Source organism: uncultured Ruegeria sp., assembly GCF_947504215.1.
In the GTDB taxonomy this organism is placed as follows: domain Bacteria; phylum Pseudomonadota; class Alphaproteobacteria; order Rhodobacterales; family Rhodobacteraceae; genus Ruegeria.
This window is the reverse complement of the sequence record NZ_CANNGO010000006.1, coordinates 12,253-30,858: the sequence shown is the minus strand read 5'-3', so window position 1 is coordinate 30,858 and position 18,606 is coordinate 12,253. Positions and strand designations below refer to the sequence as shown.

General features: G+C 57.4%; 18 protein-coding genes and 1 tRNA gene. 13 read left to right on the top strand and 6 right to left on the bottom strand.

Features of this window, described 5'->3' with window-relative positions; translation table 11 throughout:
* The first annotated feature begins 83 nt into the window (after positions 1–83).
* Positions 84–518, top strand: a complete 435-nt coding sequence (locus Q1B21_RS12460) for a hypothetical protein (protein ID WP_299889774.1) — start codon at positions 84–86, stop codon at positions 516–518.
* A gap of 11 nt (positions 519–529) precedes the next feature.
* Here Q1B21_RS12460 and Q1B21_RS12455 read toward each other — a convergent pair.
* From Q1B21_RS12455 to pdxH, 4 genes are all read right to left on the bottom strand, one after another.
* Positions 530–606, bottom strand: a tRNA-Pro gene (locus Q1B21_RS12455).
* Between the two features lie 43 nt (positions 607–649).
* On the bottom strand, positions 650–1,117 hold the full coding sequence (locus Q1B21_RS12450) for a DUF192 domain-containing protein (RefSeq protein WP_299889772.1): 468 nt from the start codon (positions 1,115–1,117) through the stop codon (positions 650–652).
* A 6-nt stretch (positions 1,118–1,123) separates the two neighbouring features.
* Positions 1,124–1,651 carry a cold-shock protein gene (locus Q1B21_RS12445; protein WP_298934932.1) on the bottom strand — a complete coding sequence of 176 codons (528 nt, stop codon included), beginning with the start codon at positions 1,649–1,651 and terminating at the stop codon, positions 1,124–1,126.
* A 121-nt stretch (positions 1,652–1,772) separates the two neighbouring features.
* Entirely contained in the window at positions 1,773–2,378 is a 606-nt protein-coding gene (gene pdxH / locus Q1B21_RS12440; RefSeq protein ID WP_299075564.1) for a pyridoxamine 5'-phosphate oxidase, read from the bottom strand.
* A gap of 135 nt (positions 2,379–2,513) precedes the next feature.
* Here pdxH and fabI point away from each other — a divergent pair, with 135 nt between their 5' ends.
* From fabI to trpE, 5 genes are all read left to right on the top strand, one after another.
* Positions 2,514–3,320 (top strand): enoyl-ACP reductase FabI, encoded by an 807-nt coding sequence (gene fabI, locus Q1B21_RS12435; protein ID WP_298934930.1) that lies wholly within the window; start codon positions 2,514–2,516, stop codon positions 3,318–3,320.
* Between the two features lie 4 nt (positions 3,321–3,324).
* Entirely contained in the window at positions 3,325–3,834 is a 510-nt protein-coding gene (gene gpt, locus Q1B21_RS12430) for a xanthine phosphoribosyltransferase (protein WP_299889769.1), read from the top strand.
* 60 nt (positions 3,835–3,894) lie between these two features.
* On the top strand, positions 3,895–5,070 hold the full coding sequence (locus tag Q1B21_RS12425) for an aminotransferase (protein ID WP_299889767.1): 1,176 nt from the start codon (positions 3,895–3,897) through the stop codon (positions 5,068–5,070).
* Positions 5,071–5,154: 84 nt separating this feature from the next.
* Positions 5,155–6,996: a peptidyl-prolyl cis-trans isomerase gene (locus Q1B21_RS12420; RefSeq protein WP_299889765.1), complete on the top strand. Its 1,842-nt coding sequence runs from the start codon at positions 5,155–5,157 to the stop codon at positions 6,994–6,996.
* Between the two features lie 11 nt (positions 6,997–7,007).
* Positions 7,008–8,519, top strand: coding sequence for an anthranilate synthase component I (gene trpE, locus Q1B21_RS12415; protein WP_299889763.1), 1,512 nt, complete (start codon positions 7,008–7,010; stop codon positions 8,517–8,519).
* 53 nt (positions 8,520–8,572) lie between these two features.
* Here the strand turns inward: trpE and Q1B21_RS12410 are convergent, their stop codons facing one another.
* Positions 8,573–9,988 (bottom strand): polysaccharide deacteylase family 2 protein, encoded by a 1,416-nt coding sequence (locus Q1B21_RS12410; protein ID WP_299889761.1) that lies wholly within the window; start codon positions 9,986–9,988, stop codon positions 8,573–8,575.
* 195 nt (positions 9,989–10,183) lie between these two features.
* Between Q1B21_RS12410 and Q1B21_RS12405 the strand changes: the two genes are divergently transcribed.
* The 6 genes from Q1B21_RS12405 to lexA all read left to right on the top strand — a co-directional run bounded on the left by Q1B21_RS12405 (position 10,184) and on the right by lexA (position 15,009).
* On the top strand, positions 10,184–10,765 hold the full coding sequence (locus tag Q1B21_RS12405) for an aminodeoxychorismate/anthranilate synthase component II (RefSeq protein WP_298934924.1): 582 nt from the start codon (positions 10,184–10,186) through the stop codon (positions 10,763–10,765).
* Entirely contained in the window at positions 10,762–11,781 is a 1,020-nt protein-coding gene (trpD, locus tag Q1B21_RS12400; RefSeq protein WP_299889759.1) for an anthranilate phosphoribosyltransferase, read from the top strand. The genes Q1B21_RS12405 and trpD overlap by 4 nt, the downstream gene beginning before the upstream one ends.
* Positions 11,778–12,590, top strand: coding sequence for an indole-3-glycerol phosphate synthase TrpC (trpC, locus tag Q1B21_RS12395; protein ID WP_299889757.1), 813 nt, complete (start codon positions 11,778–11,780; stop codon positions 12,588–12,590). The genes trpD and trpC overlap by 4 nt, the downstream gene beginning before the upstream one ends.
* The gene (moaC, locus tag Q1B21_RS12390; protein WP_299889755.1) at positions 12,590–13,063 is read left to right on the top strand and encodes a cyclic pyranopterin monophosphate synthase MoaC; all 474 of its coding nucleotides are present in this window, start codon (positions 12,590–12,592) and stop codon (positions 13,061–13,063) included. The genes trpC and moaC overlap by 1 nt, the downstream gene beginning before the upstream one ends.
* Entirely contained in the window at positions 13,060–14,232 is a 1,173-nt protein-coding gene (glp, locus tag Q1B21_RS12385) for a gephyrin-like molybdotransferase Glp (RefSeq protein WP_299889753.1), read from the top strand. Before moaC ends, glp begins: the two co-directional genes overlap by 4 nt.
* Before the next feature lie 78 nt (positions 14,233–14,310).
* Entirely contained in the window at positions 14,311–15,009 is a 699-nt protein-coding gene (lexA, locus tag Q1B21_RS12380) for a transcriptional repressor LexA (protein ID WP_299075590.1), read from the top strand.
* Here the strand turns inward: lexA and Q1B21_RS12375 are convergent.
* A complete protein-coding gene (locus Q1B21_RS12375; RefSeq protein WP_299889750.1) occupies positions 15,003–17,054 on the bottom strand; it encodes a ComEC/Rec2 family competence protein in 2,052 nt (683 codons plus the stop codon). The two genes, lexA and Q1B21_RS12375, sit on opposite strands and share 7 nt — an antisense overlap.
* A gap of 78 nt (positions 17,055–17,132) precedes the next feature.
* Between Q1B21_RS12375 and gltX the strand changes: the two genes are divergently transcribed.
* Positions 17,133–18,533 carry a glutamate--tRNA ligase gene (gltX, locus tag Q1B21_RS12370; RefSeq protein WP_299889748.1) on the top strand — a complete coding sequence of 467 codons (1,401 nt, stop codon included), beginning with the start codon at positions 17,133–17,135 and terminating at the stop codon, positions 18,531–18,533.
* Positions 18,534–18,606: the final 73 nt, after the last annotated feature.

The window sequence follows — 18,606 nt, the reverse complement described above, 5'->3', positions numbered from 1 at the left end:
TGGGCAAGAATCATCCTGGAATGGATGCTGCGACACCTAAACCGGGTCCGAAGATGCGCAAATGATTGAGGGCTTACAAAAGGATGCAGTTGTTTCGCATTTTACCCGCTATGGCCATGATCGTGGCTTGTACACCACAAGATGTGCCCATCGCGTCACGCAGCGCACAGTTTGAAAGCTACCCCCAAAGGCTGTTCGACACGTTCGAGATCAGCTGCTCGGGACCCGGCGAAACCTTTAAAAAGATCGGAAGCCGCGCTTTTGAATGCAGAGAGTCGCTGCCGCCGGACGCCACAGCTTATCTGATTCTGACATATGACGGCTATCCCAAGGAACTACCGCAAAGCGTGATGCGATTGACGTCGACGAGAAACGACGCAGGCTACCTTGTAGATGCTAACCTGTTTTTTGAGGTGCCTCAGAAAACCGGCCAAACCATCAACATCCCAATAGAAAGCAAGACATTGGATGAAGCCATCAGCAACCTGTATCAGGCTGCTGGCGGTTCACCCAAATAACTTTGAGAAAGTGGTCGGGGCGGCAGGATTCGAACCTACGACCCCCTGTACCCAAAACAGGTGCGCTACCAGACTGCGCCACGCCCCGGACCGTGCGCCTTCCTAACGAGGCCGATCTGATTTGAAAAGCCCTAACAGGGCCAAATTGCGGGGCCTTGCGAAAAAACTTCATGTCGCATCTGCGTTCCCGGCTCAATTGAATAGCGCGCAGCCAATCCGGCGTTGATTTCCAAGACTGCAAAAACGGAATCACCGCCGTCAATTGGCGTTAAATCTCCGGGAATTGCACCTTCGTGCACGTGAGTCACGGCACCAGTCTGATCCAGGAAAATTATATCCAGAGGAATCAGTGTATTTTTCATCCAGAACACCACCCGCTGCGGCGGGCTGAACACAAACAACATACCAGAGCGGTTTGGCAGGGATTCCCGAAACATCAAACCACGGGAGCGTTCTTGCGGCGTTACCGCAATTTCTACGTCAAAGCGCACAAGGGTTGCTTCATTTCGAAGTTCGACGCGATCTGCCCGACATTCGGCCAAGACATCCCCGGCCCACAGAATTGAAAGCAGAGCCAGAAGTGTCAGATGTCGCGCCATCGAGAATCAGTCGTCCAGCGCAGATTCCCAGGCCAGCACTTGGGCCGCCATACGCCCCCGCTTGCCGTTGATCACACGCATCGCAAGTGCTTCGCCAGGCTGCAGATCCGCCAGACCAGAGCGACGCAAAACTTCGATATGCAGGAACACATCTTCGCCGCGACCAAAGACATTGGCGAACCCAAACCCCTTGCCCTTGTCGAACCATTTGACCCGCGCAGCCTCAAGCGGCGCATCCGAAATAGCGTCTGGGTCAAGCTCGGCAAAATCGGCCAACATCATGGTGTCGGCCTGTGCCGGAGGATCAACCGCAATTACTTCGACGGCCTGAACACCGCGATCCGTGCGGTGAGTCATGATGTCAATGCCGGCACCGTCGGCAACCGAGCTTTGGCCGAAGTTTCGCAGCACGTTCACGTGCAACAAAATATCCGGACCGCCATCGTCAGATACAACAAATCCGTACCCCTTTGCGGGATCGAACCATTTAACGTGTCCATGGACGCGATACATGTTGTTCAGATCTTCTGGCACGGTTTTCCCATCGCGAATTTTTGCACTTCGTTAAGGGTTTGTTGTTTATGGGAATGGCAGGCAAATTCAAGCTGAAAAAACCGTTTGATTTCTGTCTGTTGCATTTCGCGACACGTGAAAGTCATGGATTTAACCTCTGCACCTGCCATGCCGAACCCGGCTCCTTTCTTTCCCATCTGAACCGATCATGAAGACGGAACGCTCCATCGGCCCAGAATTCGATTTCCGTTGGGACCAATCGGTACCCCCCCCAAAATGGAGGACGGGGCGGATTCGGTCCAAGTTTTGCCGTCACTTTTGCAACCTCTGCCATCAAAGCGGCGCGGCTGCTCAGGGGCTGCGACTGACGAGACGCCCAAGCCCCTAATCGGCTTTTTAGCGATCGTGACGCATAATACTCGTCGGCTTGAGGCCCGCTTTCACGCTCTACTATACCACGAACACGAAGCTGGCGCCGCAAAGATTTCCAATGCATGACAAATGCAGCCTTCCCGGCAGAATCTAGTTCGGTTGCCTTGGTGCTTTCGTAGTTGGTGTAAAAAACGAACGCTTCCGGTTCGATTTCTTTCAGCAAAACCATGCGGGAATTGGGCATGCCTTCAGAATCTACGGTCGCCAACGCGATTGCGTTGGGATCGTTCGATTCAGTCTCTTCGGCCTCGGCCAACCATCGGGCCGCTATTTCAAACGGATCGGTGCCGGCAAAAATGCCATCGCGCTCGCTCATTTCCATCCCCTGGAACGTATTGCTAAGGACCCTAAGGCGAGAACTCGCTACGGGCAAGAGCACGCGGCCTTGATGCAGCGCTACCAATGGCATAAACCAACTCAACATAACGCGAAGACAGGCGGAGAACCGAACATGGCAAATCAGTTGATGGCCGGCAAGCGCGGCCTCATCATGGGACTGGCCAATGATAAATCAATCGCATGGGGTATTGCCCGCGCCTTGTCCGATGCTGGGGCTGAAATGGCCTTTTCTTACCAAGGCGACGCACTCAAGAAACGAGTCGACCCACTAGCAGCGCAATTGGGCAGCGAAATCGTCCTGCCCTGCGATGTCAGCGACGAAGAGTCTGTAAATGCGCTGTTTACCTCTCTTGAGGAAAAGTGGGGCAAGCTGGATTTCGTTGTTCATGCGATCGGGTTTTCCGACAAGAACGAACTTCGCGGTCGCTATGTCGACACCAGCCGCGCCAACTTTAATCTGACTATGGATGTGTCGGTCTATTCCTTCACTGCGGTGATGCAGCGGGCGGAAAAGATGATGTCCGAAGGCGGCAGCGCAATTACCCTGACCTATTATGGCGCAGAACAAGTCATGCCACATTATAATGTAATGGGGGTTGCCAAGGCGGCGCTCGAGGCGTCGGTGAAATACCTGGCCGAAGATCTGGGCAAAGATGGTATCCGCGTGAACTCGATTTCTGCCGGTCCGATCAAAACTCTGGCCGCCAGCGGCATCGGCGATTTTCGGTATATTATGAAGTGGAACGAATACAACTCGCCCCTGCGCCGCAACGTGACCATAGATGATGTGGGCAAGTCTGCGCTCTACCTGCTGTCTGACCTCAGCAGCGGCGTGACCGGTGAGAACCTGCACGTGGATTCGGGTTATCACATCGTCGGCATGAAAGCTGTCGACGCGCCGGACGTTGAAAAGGGTTAAGACCATGAGCGCCAAGGACCGCCTGCCCCATGAAAAAGGCTTTCATATAAGTTGGGATCAAATTCACCGCGATTCTCGAGCTTTGGCCTGGCGCCTTGACGGGCAAGGCCCCAATAGTGGTGCCTGGCGCGCCGTAGTTGCGATCACTCGTGGTGGCATGGCCCCGGCCATGATCGTCAGTCGCGAGCTGGACATTCGTACCGTCGATACGATCAGCGTTCGGTCTTATCACCATCAGGATCAAGGTAAGGCCGAAGTTCTCAAGGCGCCCGATGCGGATCTGATGGGCGATGGCGAAGGCATCCTGATCATTGACGATCTTGTCGACAGCGGCAAAACACTGGAACTGGTGCGGGACATGTACCCCAAAGCCCACTTCGCCACGGTTTATGCCAAACCCAAAGGCCGCCCGATGGTCGACTCGTTCATCACCGAGGTCAGCCAGGATACATGGATATTTTTCCCGTGGGATATGGCCCTTCAGTATGTTCAGCCGTATCGCGGAACGGACTGACCGTTTCCAACAAGAAAAAAGCGTGCGGCAGGCCCGCGCTGAAATGCTCAGGGATGCCGCATGACACAAACCCGCACAGCCGCCACTTTTGCCCCCCCGGTTATGGAGGCGCGGCGTTGGTTGGACGGGGTTACCTTCACTGCTGACCGCCCCTTGATCAACGTGAGTCAGGCCGCACCTGTTGATCCTCCACCTTTGGCAATGCGTCAGGCTATCGCTGAGTTTACCGTCAATGAAGACAGCGCGCATCTCTATGGTCCGGTGTTGGGGAATGACGCGCTGCGGGCAGAGCTGTCAGCGCAGATTGGCGCGCACTATGACGCAAAAATCGCACCGGAACGGGTTGCAATAACATCAGGATGCAATCAGGCTTTCTCGGCTGTGATTTCTGCAATCACGGCTCAAGGGGATGAGGTTATCCTGCCAACCCCCTGGTATTTCAATCATAAAATGTGGCTGGACATGACCGGTGTCACAGCCGCCGACCTACCAACTGGCGATGATTTGCTACCAGACCCGGACAAGGCACGTGCCCTGATCACAGACAGAACACGGGCTATTGCGTTGGTGACCCCCAACAATCCAGGTGGTGTTGAGTATCCAAGCGATCTGGTCCGTGCTTTTTTCGACCTGGCGCGCGAGGCTGGGATTCGGCTTTTAGTGGACGAGACCTACCGTGATTTCGACAGCCGGAATGGTCCGCCTCATGGCCTGTTCCATAACCCTGATTGGGACGAAACACTTGTTCATCTCTACTCTTTCTCAAAAGCCTACCGATTGACGGGGCACCGTGTTGGGGCCATCGCCACCAGCACGGAATTGTTGTCCGAAGTCGAGAAGTTCCTGGATACGGTGGCCATCTGCCCCGGTCAGATCGGCCAGTTCGCTGCCCTTTGGGGAATGCAAAACCTGTCCCAGTGGCTGGCGGGTGAGCGGGATGAAATTCTCGACCGCCGTGCAGCAATCTCGGACGGCATGCCAAAACTGACCGCCCAAGGGTGGCGATTGCTGGGGCTTGGGGCCTATTTCGCTTACCTAGAACATCCGTTTGACATGCCATCAGACGTATTGGCCCGCCGATTGGTATCAGATGCAGGGATTCTACTGTTGCCCGGCACCATGTTCATGCCTGATCACGATCCAGCTGGAAAACGTCAGGTGCGCATCGCATTTGCCAATCTCGACCGGGAGGGAATTGGCCTGTTGTTCGACCGTTTGCAGCGACTGTCCTTCTAAGCTTGCCCCCCGGCCACACGCATCGTATTCAGGGCCGCAACCAACGGGGCAGATACCTGCCGATGTAAGTAAGAAGAGGGCGCTATGGCCGCAGGCACAAAAAGTCTTTCGAAAACCTTTGTCTGGATTCTGATGGGCCTTTTGATGCTGGGTCTCGCCGGTTTCGGTGCCGTGAACCTCAGCGGTACGGTCCGCACTGTGGCGCAGGTTGGCAATGAAAGCGTCTCGGTCGACACCTATGTGCGGGAGCTGCAGCGTGAAATTCGCGCAATCGAAGCGCAGACAGGTCAGCCACTACAGATGTCGCAGGCCCGCGAGCTTGGGCTGGAACAGCTCGCACTTTCGCGGTTGACGGCGCTGGCTGCATTGGACAACGAAGTTGCCCTGCTTGGAATCTCGATCGGTGATGAGAACCTGCAGGAAGACATTGTTTCGATTCCGGCCTTTCAGGGCGTGAACGGTTCCTTTGATCGCGAAGCTTACCGTTTCCAACTGGAACAAGTCGGCATGACCGACTCTGAATTCGAATCCGATCTGCGCAAGGAATCGTCCAGAACGCTTGTGCAAGGCGCGGTGATCAGCGGCGTAAGGATGCCGGAAACGATGACTTCCATACTGACCGACTACATTGGCGCGCGGCGCAGCTTCACTGTCGCAACTGTCGGGGGTGATGCGCTGTCAGAGCCTATTGCGGAACCAACGGATGCTCAGGTCCAAACCTTTTACGACGAGAACACCGATCAGTTCACCCTACCCCGTACCAAGCGCCTGACTTATGCGATTCTGTCACCAGAAATGCTGTTGGACACGGTTGAGGTCGACGACGACTCCCTGCGTCGTTTGTATGACCAGAGATCCGCAGAATTCCAGCAGCCCGAGCGTCGTCTGGTCGAGCGTCTGAACTTTCCAAACGAAGACGCCGCAAATGATGCCAAAGCGCAATTGGAGGTGGGCGGAACCACGTTCGAAAGACTTGTTCAGGATCGTGAGCTTGAGCTGAGCGATATCGACCTTGGCGACGTCACCCGTGACGATCTGGGCGACGCCGCCGACGCTGTGTTTGCTGCCGAAGTTGATGCGGTTGTGGGCCCGCTGCCATCCGTATTTGGCCCTGCCCTGTTCCGGATCAACGGAACTCTGGCAGCAAACAACGTACCCTTTGACGAAGCCGAACCCGCCCTGCGCGAGGAATTGGCCTCGGATCGGGCCCGTCGTCTGATCGAGGCGCAGTCCGAAGACATCAACGACATGTTGGCTGGGGGTGCGACGCTTGAAGAACTGGCTGGCGAGACCGAAATGGAGTTGGGCCAAATCGACTGGACCCGCGACAGCGCCGAGCGTGTCGCAGCCTATGATGGTTTCAGAACCGCAGCCGAAGCCGTCCGCGAGGGTGACTTCCCTGAGGTTGCTTTTTTAGAAGACGGATCGATTTTTGCCCTGCGCCTGAACGAAGAATTGCCGCAGCGCCCCGAACCGTTTGAAAGCGCCCGCGACCGCGTTGCCGAAGCCTGGCGTCAGGCCGAGACGAACAAAGCACTGCAAGCGCTGGCCAACACCGCTGTGACACAACTGGCCACAGATGGGGATTTTGCCGCGACTGGGCTGCCTTTCCGTGTTGAAAACGGCCTGACCCGTACCGCGTTTCTGGAAGATGTTCCGGCCAGTTTCATGGCTGACGTCTTTGCCATGGATCCCGGTGAACTGCGCGTCATTGGCGGCAGCGGCACTGCATTGATCGTGCGTTTGGACGAAGTTCTGCCGCCAGCGGAAACAGATGAATTGCGCCAGGTGCAACAGGCTTTGGCTGCTCAAATGGATCAGGCGCTGGCCCAGAACATTTTTGATGCCTATGTGCGCGACGCGCAGACCCGGGCCCGCCCGGTTATCGACCAGCAGGCGCTGAACGCTGTGCAGTCGAGCTATTAAACGAGACCGAGATGGCCCTGACACCCGATTTCGACACGTTCGCGCGCGCCTATGAAGCGGGCGAAAACCAGGTCGTTTACACGCGCCTTGCGGCGGATCTTGATACACCGGTTTCGCTGATGCTCAAGCTGACGGGCGCGCAGAAAGACGCCTTCATGCTGGAATCCGTCACCGGAGGAGAGGTGCGCGGGCGCTATTCGATTATCGGCATGAAGCCCGACCTGATCTGGAGATGCGATGGAGAGACTTCGTCACTGAACCGCTCGGCCCGCTTCGATGCCGAGGCGTTTTCGCCGCAAGACGGCAACCCAATGGACAATTTGCGGGCATTGTTGGCCGAAAGCCGCATTGCCCTGCCCGATGATCTGCCTCAGGCAGCGGCAGGCCTGTTTGGCTATCTGGGCTATGACATGGTGCGGTTGGTGGAATATCTGCCGGATGTGAACCCGGACCCGCTGGGCTTGCCCGATGCGATCATGATGCGCCCGTCGGTCATTGCAGTTCTGGATGGCGTGAAAGGCGAAGTGACTGTTGTCTCTCCGGCGTGGGCCAGTGACGGGCAATCGGCCAAGGCCGCCTACGCCCAGGCTGCTGAACGCGTGATGGATGCGGTACGTGACCTGGAACGCGCAATGCCCGCCGAAACCCGTGATCTGGGCGACGCGTCCGAGGTGGCGCCTCCGGTGTCGAACTTCACCAAGTCCGGCTATATGGATGCGGTCGAGAAGGCCAAGGAATACATCCGCGCGGGCGACATCTTTCAAGTTGTCCCGGCGCAACGCTGGACCCAGGATTTTCCACAACCGCCTTTTGCGCTTTATCGATCATTGCGACGCACCAACCCGTCGCCGTTCATGTTCTATTTCAACTTCGGCGGCTTTCAAGTCGTGGGTGCAAGCCCAGAAATTCTGGTGCGCGTCTTTGGCGACGAAGTCACGATCCGCCCGATCGCAGGAACGCGCCCACGCGGTGCAACGCCCGAAGAAGACAAGGCGAACGAGCTTGATCTGCTGGCCGACAAAAAGGAGCTGGCAGAGCATCTGATGTTGCTGGATCTGGGCCGCAACGACACCGGTCGCGTCGCCAAGATCGGTACAGTGCGCCCGACTGAAGAATTTATCATCGAGCGCTACAGCCACGTCATGCATATCGTTTCGAACGTCGTCGGCGAACTGGCCGAAGACAAAGACGCGCTGGACGCTTTCTTTGCCGGGATGCCTGCCGGCACTGTTTCAGGTGCGCCTAAGGTGCGGGCGATGGAGATCATCGACGAACTTGAACCCGAAAAACGCGGCGTCTATGGCGGCGGGGTTGGCTATTTCAGTGCCGGTGGTGACATGGACATGTGTATCGCCCTGCGGACGGCCATTGTGAAGGATCACAAGCTTTACATTCAAGCTGGTGGCGGTGTCGTCTATGACAGTGACCCCGAGGCAGAGTATATGGAGACCGTGCATAAATCCAACGCCATCCGCCGCGCAGCAGCGGATGCGGCACGGTTTACTGGGTCAGGAAACAGCTAACAAAGGGCGGTAGATCCTCAGATCACCGCCCCTTCATTCAAAACGTGCAAGTTCTACTGAACTTCACGCATCATGACGGCCGAAATCGGCGCCATGGCGACCCGGTTTCCACGATCTTCAAGCCCCCATAGCAGCAAAGCCGAGATCGTTTCTGGGCGCACACGTCCCAACATGACAACTGTCCCTTCCTGACCAGCACGGAATGCCGCCTGATCTAGGAACCGGCGCATGATCTTGGGATCCTGCCGAGCCCCGTCTATGTCGCGAAACACCACGCCCGACGGGATGCCATTGCGCGCGGCCAGCTTTTGGACGGTGTTCAAACCATTGTCTTGTGTGATCAGACCGCGACCCGTTCCCCCCGCAATGGCCGCAACCTGATCGGCCAGCTTTCGGTTGCCCTGAATGCCGGTCCCAACACCTTCAAGAATCCCAACAGTCTCGGGCAGCGTATCAAGCCAGACGGCCATCGAGACTTCGGCATCTTGCGCACTCGCCGCTTCGGGCATGTCCGCCAGCGCCAGTACTTCGAACCCGGCGGCACGGTGGCGTGCCATCTTTTCTGCCGCATTCGGGTCCGAGGGGCTGATGGCAAAGCTGATCGGATAAGGAAAATCCTGCAGCGCTTCGGCCCCAAAGGCGCCTTCATCATCAATCAAAATGATCGACATCAACGGTTTGGAGTCTGGGTTTTCAAACGGGATTGCATAGGCGTCGATCGGCGGGCCCGGTGCTACTTCACTTTCAGCGCTCGCTTCTTCCGCGGGGGCAGTGTCCCGCTCGGTCAGAGGGACTACTCGCTTGCCCACTATTGAGCTGTCTTCAACTGGTTGCTCGCCCCCGATCTGCGGCAATGCGGCGATCCGGGGCAGTTCGCGCGGCATCGTATCCTCGTCACCTTCAACCGCAATTGGGCTGTTTTCGAAAGGGTTTTCTTCCTCAGCCTCGGCGCCAACAGATGGCGTTTCAGGCGTGGGTTCCGGCTGAAGCACGGCAACTTCTTCACCCTCTGGCTCGACAAGGGGTGCAGGCGTGTCGTCGATCACCAAGGGTTGCTCGTCCTCCGGAGGAAGGGCCGGAGCGGTACTCGGCGTCGGCGGCGCCGCCGGAGTGTCTGTCACAACAGAAACCTCGGTCGAAGCCGACGGTTCAGGCTGCTCCAATCCCTGTGTTGCTCCACCAATTGAAGGCTGTGTATCAGGTGCTTCCTCAAGTCCCGTCAGATCAGCCAGATCATCAGACCCATCCCCGGCGGCTTTTGGCGCACGCGGGGCCAGTTCGACCAGATCCGCGTCGGCCCCAGCCTCGACAGCTTCGACCGAAGCCTCGGGTGTCTCGACTTCGGTTGCGTCGGGTGCCTGCGATGCCACAACCGGTTTGTTGGCCAACGGCGTGTTCAGTGACAAAACCGCGCCAATGATCAAAACAACGACCGTCCCGACGATCATTCCTCCGAAAAATCCGCCCATTACTGCTGCCTCTCGCCTCTATCCTGCCCGCTCACCGTTGCGCCATCTTTTGCGACGCTCGACCTGTTGTCGCGCCCGGAACGGGATGTCCCCTTGACGCTGCCGCACAAGCCTGAGCATGTATGTCCCGACATTATACCGTGGCCAGGGGCTGCATCGCCAGCCTGAAATGCCCAAGCCGAGATAAGTGCCCACATGCTGCTGCTGATCGACAACTACGACTCGTTTACCTACAATTTGGTACATTATTTGGGCGAACTTGGCGCCGAAATGGTTATTCGCCGCAATGACGCGCTTGATGTGCAGGAAGCAATGGCCATGAATCCGGCTGGCATTTTACTCAGCCCCGGGCCTTGCGACCCCGATCAAGCCGGGATTTGCCTTGCACTGACGCAAGCTGCTGCCGAAACGAAAACCCCGCTTTTGGGTGTCTGTCTTGGGCATCAGACCATCGGGCAGGTCTTTGGCGGCAAGGTTGTGCGATGCCACGAAATCGTTCACGGCAAGATGGGCATGATGCATCACAAAGGCAAAGGCGTTTTTGCCGGCCTTCCATCACCGTTCGAGGCGACACGCTACCATTCCCTGATCGTCGACCGAGACACCCTGCCCGATTGCCTGGAAATCACGGCTGAACTGGAAGACGGCACGATCATGGGGCTGCAACATAAACAGCTGCCGATGCACGGTGTCCAATTCCACCCGGAATCCATCGCATCCGAGCACGGCCATGCCTTGCTCAAGAACTTCCTGCAAGAATTGAAAGTCCCGGCATGAGCGACGCGTTAAAGCCACTGATCGGAGCAGCCGCCGATCGTCCCCTGAGCCGTGCCGAAGCTGAACAGGCCTTTGGGATTCTATTTGATGGTCAAGCAACGCCCAGCCAGATTGGCGGGCTGTTGATGGCAATGCGGACACGGGGCGAAACGGTCGAAGAATATGCGGCTGCCGCTGCAGTCATGCGTGCCAAGTGTAACGCTGTAACAGCGCCGGCTGGTGCAATGGATATTGTTGGGACCGGTGGAGATGGCAAAGGTACGCTGAACATCTCAACCGCGACGGCCTTTGTGGTTGCTGGCGCTGGGGTTACTGTGGCGAAGCACGGCAATAGAAATCTCAGTTCCAAATCAGGCGCTGCAGACGCGTTGGGTCAGATGGGTATCAACGTTATGGTCGGCCCGCAAACCGTTGAAAACGCGCTAGAAGAGGTCGGAATTGGCTTCATGATGGCGCCGATGCATCATCCAGCCATTGCCCATGTCATGCCCTCGCGGCAGGAACTTGGCACGCGCACGATTTTCAACATCCTTGGGCCACTGACCAACCCCGCAGGCGTAAAGCGCCAGCTGACCGGCGCCTTTAGCCGGGACCTGATCCGTCCAATGGCAGAAACGCTGGGCCTTTTGGGATCTGAGCATGCCTGGCTGGTGCATGGATCCGACGGAACAGACGAATTGACTATTACTGGCATCAGCTGGGTGGCGTCTTTGGAAGATGGAACCGTCAAAGAGGTTGAATTGCATCCCGAAGATGCTGGCCTTCCGGTACACCCTTTCGAGGACATTCTTGGCGGATCTCCGGAAGAGAACGCCAATGCCTTCCGCGCATTATTGGACGGCACCCCTTCGGCCTATCGCGACGCTGTTTTGCTAAACGCAGCTGCAGCACTGGTTGTGGCCGACGCTGTGAGCGACCTGCGGGAAGGCGTCGAAGTGGCCGCTGCAAGCATCGACAGCGGAAGAGCGAAAGACAAAATCACCGCCTTGGCCCGCATGACACAGGAAGCCGCATGACCGAAACCGTACTGGACAAAATCAAAGCGTATAAACTGGAAGAAGTAGCTGCGGATAAGGCGAGCAAGTCCCTAGAACAACTTGAAAGCGAAGCAAAAAACGCATCCGAAGTGCGCGGTTTTGCGGAAGCTTTACAAACCGCCTCCCGCCAAGGCTATGGACTGATCGCCGAGGTCAAAAAGGCCAGCCCATCCAAAGGGTTGATCCGCCCTGACTTTGATCCTCCGGCTTTGGCCAAAGCCTATGAAGATGGCGGCGCGACTTGCCTGTCTGTGCTGACCGACACGCCTAGTTTCCAAGGCGCTAAGGATTATCTGACTCAAGCGCGTGCGGCGACGTCCTTGCCTGCGTTGCGCAAGGATTTCATGTACGACCCCTATCAGGTCGTCGAAGCCCGCGCTTTGGAGGCGGATTGTATCCTGATCATCATGGCCTCGGTTGAAGATGAACAAGCCGCCGAGTTGGAACAGACCGCGTTCGACTGGGAAATGGACGTTCTGATCGAGGTCCATGATGAAGCGGAATTGGAACGCGCTGCAAATCTGAAAAGTCCCCTGATTGGAATAAATAACCGCAATCTCAAGACCTTCGAAACCAGCCTTGATACAACACGGCGGTTGTCGAAACTGGTGCCGGCAGACCGGACAATCATCTGCGAAAGCGGGTTGAACACACCCGAGGATCTATCCGATATCGCCCGTTACGGTGCGCGGTGCTTCCTTATCGGAGAGAGCCTGATGCGGCAGGACGATGTGGCGACGGCCACACGTCATTTGTTGGCTAACCCGCTGATCCCCGGAGTGATGTGATGCCACTTACCCATTTCGACGCGCAAGGTCAGGCGCATATGGTGGATGTCTCGGACAAAACTGTCACAGATCGGGTCGCGATCGCTGCCGGGTACATCAAGATGGCCACGGAAGCTTTTGATATCATTTCAGAAGGTCGCGCCAAGAAGGGCGATGTTCTAGGAATCGCACGTCTGGCCGGGATCATGGGGGCCAAAAAAACGCCCGATCTGATCCCGCTTTGTCATCCCTTGCCCATCACCAAAGTCGCCGTGGAACTGACATTGGATCCAGACCTTCCCGGTGTGCAGATCGAAGCCACCGTCAAGACCTCCGGGCAAACCGGTGTCGAAATGGAAGCCCTGACCGCTGTGTCGACCGCGGCTCTGACCGTTTATGATATGACGAAGGCTGTCGACAAGGCGATGGAGATCTGCGGTATTCGTGTACTCCTGAAAGATGGCGGGAAGTCAGGGCGTTACGAGGCAGAATGATTACCGTCGAAGACGCCCGCGCGCTGCTGTTTGATCTGGTCGCGCCCCTACCTGTGGAACAGGTTCATCTGGCTCAATCTGCGGGGCGCGTTCTGGCACAGGACGTAGCTGCGACCCGGGATCAGCCACCATTTGCAGCCTCGTCCATGGATGGCTACGCGGTTCAGGCAACCGAAGTTGAACGGCACGCCATGTTCAAAGTCATTGGCGAAGCGGCAGCAGGGCAACGATTTGAAGGTGCGGTTGGGCCCGGTCAGGCCGTTCGCATATTTACTGGCGCGCCGGTTCCCGAAGGCGCAGATTTCGTTATTATTCAAGAAGATGTGGACCGGCGCGGCGACTTGATTACCGTCAGCGACACGCCCGGGTCAAAGACCAATATTCGTCCAACAGGTGTAGATTTCACCAAAGGGACCACCATCACGGCCCCGCGTTTGCTCCGCGCAGAAGATGTCGCGTTGATGGCAGCGATGAACGTCCCCAAGGTTCCTGTCGCGCAAAAGCCTGAAATTGCCCTGATCTCAACCGGAAATGAACTTGTCATGCCGGGTGAAACGCCCGGCCCCGATCAGATCATCGCGTCGAATACATTTGGCCTCAAGGCGATGCTTGAAGGGCTTGGCGCCCATGTTCGGGTCTTACCCATAGCGCAGGACACGGTGTCTTCGCTTGAGATTTCCTTTGATATGGCAAAGGGCGCGGATCTGGTCGTCACGATCGGCGGCGCTTCTGTCGGGGACTACGATCTGGTGTCCGACGTCTCTCAATCCCTAGGGATGGAGCGATCATTCTACAAAATCCGGATGCGCCCTGGCAAACCTTTGATGGCCGGGCGTATGGGGGATGCGGCAATGGTTGGCTTGCCCGGAAACCCTGTCAGCGCCATGGTATGCGGCTATTTGTTCCTGGCCCCGATGGTGCGGCGCATGCTGGGCCTGGAACAGACCGTCCCCCCGTTTCAGCATACAACCCTGTTGGAGTGCCTCGACGCCAATGGTCCGCGAGAGCATTACATGCGGGCGATTGTGGATCAAAACGGCATTCGCGCCTGCGCAGATCAGGACAGTTCCCTGCTGAGTGTTTTGGCGCAGGCCAACGCTCTTTTGGTTCGCCCCCCGCAGGATCCGGCACTGCAAATTGGCGATACGGTGAGATATCTGCCAATCTAGTATTGCCGCAATCCGGTTGACACAAAACGTGAACATGCGTAGAACAAAAGAAAACGCATGAGCGACGAGGTGTGAGCGATGCTGACCAAGAAGCAATTGGATTTGTTGGAGTTCATCCACAGACGCGTGCAGGCGGACGGTGTTCCGCCCAGTTTTGACGAAATGAAAGCCGCTCTGGACTTGCGATCGAAATCCGGCATCCACCGATTGATCACAGCGCTGGAAGAACGCGGCTTTATCCGGCGCCTTGCCCACCGCGCGCGGGCCATCGAGATTGTGAAGCTGCCCGAAAGCCTCGGCGGCGAACCCACAGTCGGGTTTAACCCGCGCGTGATTGAAGGTGACAAGCCGTCCAGCCCACGTCCGGCCAATTTCGAGCCCGTCTCGGTTGATGCGCTGGAATTGCCCGTTATGGGCCGGATCGCCGCCGGTGTTCCCATTGAGGCGATAAGCCATGTGTCGCACAAGGTTGCCGTTCCCGGGCCAATGGTTTCGGGCCAGGGTCACCACTATGCGCTAGAGGTTCGCGGCGACTCGATGATCGACGCCGGGATCAATGACGGAGATGTGGTTGTCATCCGAGAATCTGCGGTTGCGGATAACGGCGATATCGTCGTGGCTTTGGTCGAAGATCAGGAAGCCACGCTGAAACGCTTTTTCCGCCGCGGTCAGGCTATTGCACTGGAAGCTGCGAACCCGGCCTATGAGACCCGTGTTCTTCCCGAAGACAAGGTGAAGGTTCAGGGGCGTTTGGTCGGTCTGATCCGAACCTATTGATCCTTTTGCAACAGAAGGTTCCCGGGGCTTTTCGGGGACCACAACCGATGACCTGTCTCAGCTGCGCTGGTGGTCAGTTTCCCATCCGAGAACGACAGACTACCAGTTCTGAGCAATCGGTCCGGATCATACAGTCCGCAGTTCCCCTTAAGATCAAGCGCGACTGCCGAGATGATGATCTGGTTGTCGTGGCATTCATCAAAGCCCTGTGCAGCCCGTTTGCCGGTTAGGTGAACGACCTCTTTGTCGTACAATGTGAAACGTCGGATTTTGCCTGCTTCTTCGGGCCACCTCAGCGCCGCCTGGATCTGGTCCACCCCGTCGCCATCGTTTTCCAACCAGACCCCTGCCACAAAACCGCTGCCTTTTTCTTTGCTCAAGGCCCGGCCGTGTTCTGTCATTACCCCCACCAAACCTCCGGATTCAGCAATCAGAATGTCTGGCCGGTGCCCTGGGTTCCATAACAGAAAGGCGATCGCTATTGGCGCAATGCCGCCCCATCTTGCCCGTCCCTGCCACAAGGCCAGCCACAACGCTCCCAATGCGATGAGAGGCAGTACAAACGCTGGCGGGCTAACAACATGTCCTTGCGCGCCATCCAATCCCGAAACCCACTTGGAAACGCTTAGGATCCAGCGCAAGCCGATACCCATGACGTTCAATGCGACCGCTTCCAAACCAATGGGTGCCAGCAACGCGGCAACAACCGCCGACGGAACCACGATCATGCCCATGACGGGAACCGATAAAAGGTTCGCCGGTAGCCCATAGTGGGACATCGTATTGAAATGTGCCGCACCGATCGGAGCTGTGGCCAGACCTGCAATGGCCGAGGACAACACTACCCCGATCACCGGTTTCAGCCAGTTTGGAACGGATACAGACCTAAAGTCGCGCAGCATACCAAACACGGCCACTAATGCAGTGGTGGCCGCGAAAGACATCTGGAATCCGGGGCTAAGCAAAGACTCGGGGCGCAGAACCAACACGATCAGGGCGGCGACAGCCACTGCGCGCAGTGAAATGGCGCGCCGGTCGATCAACACCGCACCGAACATGACGCTGACCATGACAAAGGCACGCTCTGTCGCAACGTTGCCGCCTGACAACATCAGATAGATGACCGCCGCAACCATCGCACAAGCTGCTGCCACTTTGCGAACCGGCATCCGCAAGGCCAGCGATGGGACAGCCGACAGGCCGATTCGGCAGGACACAAAGACAAACCCAGTCAGCAACCCCATATGCAGACCAGAAATCGCCAACAAATGCGCCAGGTTCGATGCCCTTAAACCATCCAGCGTCGCCTGCCCCATGCCGCTGCGATCGCCTGTGGTGACGGCCGCTGCGAAGCCCCCGACTTCACCCGGAAGAACCGTGCGAACGCGCTGAGAAATCGCCATCCGCCAGGCGGTGATATGAACTCCACCAACCCCTTCGCCAGGAGGCGCGATTGTCAAGATCGGTACCCGCGTATACCCAACCGCACCAAGGCGTTGAAACCACGCGTGACGCCGAAAGTCGAAACCGCCGGGCTCAACCGGGCCCTGCGGGGGCGACAAGTGTGCCGTTGTCATAATCCGTTGCCCGGGCGCGATCGGGACCGCGTCACCGTGGACGGAAATTCGGATGCGCTGCGGACGGCGGCCCGCTGGTACGTCCCCTAAGCGCACCTGGTCCAGCGTCAGACGCAGCGCATCCGAGGCAGAACGGTCCATGGCAACGACCCGCCCCTCGACCGGGCCATAGTACCGCCACGACAGAACCGGTTCTGCCACCATGTGGGCGCGCGCGCCCGCCAGTATGAAACCAACGGCGACCAGCGCCCCCCCGATTGCTAACGGGCCCCAACCGGGCAACGGCGCACGGCTTAGGCCAAGCAGAGCCAAAACCGCGCCGCCCAGACCGACATAGATCGGCCACTCAGGCTCGAACCGTAATCCGAAGTAGAGGCCGATACCGATGGCCAGGCATACCGGAGACCAGGGAAACAAATACCCGGTCTGGTTCAGCAGCGCAGCCTCGGCCCGTGCAAGAACACGCATGGTTGCCCCCGTCCTTCGGGCTCGTTAGACAGTCGCCAAACTATGCCCTTCGCGGTTACCAAAAGGTTAATCAACAAAATGTCCGATCAGGTCGTCACCCGTTTTGCCCCCTCGCCCACCGGATTTTTGCACATCGGTGGCGCGCGCACGGCGCTGTTCAATTGGCTTTATGCGCGCGGCCGCGGCGGTCAATTCCTGCTGCGGATTGAGGACACTGACCGCGAGCGTTCGACCCCCGAAGCCACGGCGGCCATTCTGCAAGGTATGGCGTGGCTCGGGTTGGATCACGATGGCGATGTTATCTCTCAATTCGATGGCGCATCCCGCCATGCCGAAGTTGCGCATCAACTGCTGGCCGAAGGCAAAGCGTATAAGTGTTTCTCGACCCAGGAAGAGATTGCCGTATTCCGTGAACAGGCCCGGGCCGAGGGGAAGTCAACACTGTTCCGCAGCCCTTGGCGAGAGGCTGACCCGGCGACGCATCCGGATACGCCCTTTGCCATTCGCATCAAAGCGCCTCAGGTCGGTGCGACGGTGATCAGGGATCAGGTTCAGGGTGATGTCACCATCGAAAATGATCAGTTGGACGACATGATCCTGCTGCGATCTGACGGCACGCCCGTCTACATGTTGGCTGTGGTCGTGGACGACCACGATATGGGTGTGACCCATGTGATCCGCGGTGACGATCACCTGAACAATGCCGCGCGCCAGATGATGATCTACGAGGCCATGGGGTGGAATGTGCCGGTCTGGGCCCATATTCCGCTCATTCACGGCCCAGACGGCAAAAAGCTCAGCAAACGTCACGGCGCGCTAGGGGCGCAGGAATACCAGGCCATGGGCTACCCCGCTGCCGGTATGCGCAACTATCTAGCTCGTCTGGGCTGGAGCCACGGGGACGATGAATTTTTCACCGATGAACAGGCCAAAGACTGGTTCGATCTGAATGGAATCGGCAAAAGCCCTGCTCGTTTCGACCTGAAAAAGCTGGAAAACCTGTGTGGACAGCATATCGCATTGTCTGACGATGCTGCATTGCGGCATGAGATAGAAGATTACCTGGCCGCAGCCGACCTTCCTTCGCTCACGCAGACACAATCCGGTGATCTGGAACGTGCGATGTATTGCCTCAAAGATCGGGCCAGAACTTTCCCCGAACTCCTTGAAAAAGCGCATTTTGTACTGACCGAACGCCCTATCACTCAGGATGAAAAAGCGGGAAAGGCTCTGAATTCTGTATCCGATGGTATACTGGAAGAATTGACGCCGCATCTGCAAAATGCTAGCTGGAGCCGGAACGAGCTGGAGGAGGCTCTGAATTCCTTTGCCGAGGCAAGGGAGCTCAAGTTCGGTAAGCTGGCGGGCCCACTTCGGGCTGCATTGGCAGGCCGGGCGGTAACACCTTCGGTCTTTGACATGATGCTTGTGCTGGGACGAGATGAAACCCTGGCGCGACTTTCAGAAGCAGCGAAGTAGCCCAAGCTTCATAATCGGGTAACGCTGCACTGCTAACACCCGGACTGCGCCCCTGCGCGCAGCCGTTGCCCGC

Excerpts from the sequence above, each read along its gene's own strand:
- Q1B21_RS12450 (WP_299889772.1), bottom strand. The coding sequence starts at position 1,117 with ATGGCGCGACATCTGACACTTCTGGCTCTGCTTTCAATTCTGTGGGCC.
- trpD (WP_299889759.1), top strand. The coding sequence starts at position 10,762 with ATGAGCGACGCGTTAAAGCCACTGATCGGAGCAGCCGCCGATCGTCCC.
- Q1B21_RS12410 (WP_299889761.1), bottom strand. The coding sequence starts at position 9,988 with ATGGGCGGATTTTTCGGAGGAATGATCGTCGGGACGGTCGTTGTTTTG.
- Q1B21_RS12375 (WP_299889750.1), bottom strand. The coding sequence starts at position 17,054 with ATGCGTGTTCTTGCACGGGCCGAGGCTGCGCTGCTGAACCAGACCGGG.
- fabI (WP_298934930.1), top strand. The coding sequence starts at position 2,514 with ATGGCAAATCAGTTGATGGCCGGCAAGCGCGGCCTCATCATGGGACTG.
- pdxH (WP_299075564.1), bottom strand. The coding sequence starts at position 2,378 with ATGAGCGAGCGCGATGGCATTTTTGCCGGCACCGATCCGTTTGAAATA.
- Q1B21_RS12420 (WP_299889765.1), top strand. The coding sequence starts at position 5,155 with ATGGCCGCAGGCACAAAAAGTCTTTCGAAAACCTTTGTCTGGATTCTG.
- gpt (WP_299889769.1), top strand. The coding sequence starts at position 3,325 with ATGAGCGCCAAGGACCGCCTGCCCCATGAAAAAGGCTTTCATATAAGT.
- Q1B21_RS12460 (WP_299889774.1), top strand. The coding sequence starts at position 84 with ATGCAGTTGTTTCGCATTTTACCCGCTATGGCCATGATCGTGGCTTGT.
- Q1B21_RS12425 (WP_299889767.1), top strand. The coding sequence starts at position 3,895 with ATGACACAAACCCGCACAGCCGCCACTTTTGCCCCCCCGGTTATGGAG.
- glp (WP_299889753.1), top strand. The coding sequence starts at position 13,060 with ATGATTACCGTCGAAGACGCCCGCGCGCTGCTGTTTGATCTGGTCGCG.
- lexA (WP_299075590.1), top strand. The coding sequence starts at position 14,311 with ATGCTGACCAAGAAGCAATTGGATTTGTTGGAGTTCATCCACAGACGC.
- Q1B21_RS12405 (WP_298934924.1), top strand. The coding sequence starts at position 10,184 with ATGCTGCTGCTGATCGACAACTACGACTCGTTTACCTACAATTTGGTA.
- trpC (WP_299889757.1), top strand. The coding sequence starts at position 11,778 with ATGACCGAAACCGTACTGGACAAAATCAAAGCGTATAAACTGGAAGAA.
- moaC (WP_299889755.1), top strand. The coding sequence starts at position 12,590 with ATGCCACTTACCCATTTCGACGCGCAAGGTCAGGCGCATATGGTGGAT.
- gltX (WP_299889748.1), top strand. The coding sequence starts at position 17,133 with ATGTCCGATCAGGTCGTCACCCGTTTTGCCCCCTCGCCCACCGGATTT.
- trpE (WP_299889763.1), top strand. The coding sequence starts at position 7,008 with ATGGCCCTGACACCCGATTTCGACACGTTCGCGCGCGCCTATGAAGCG.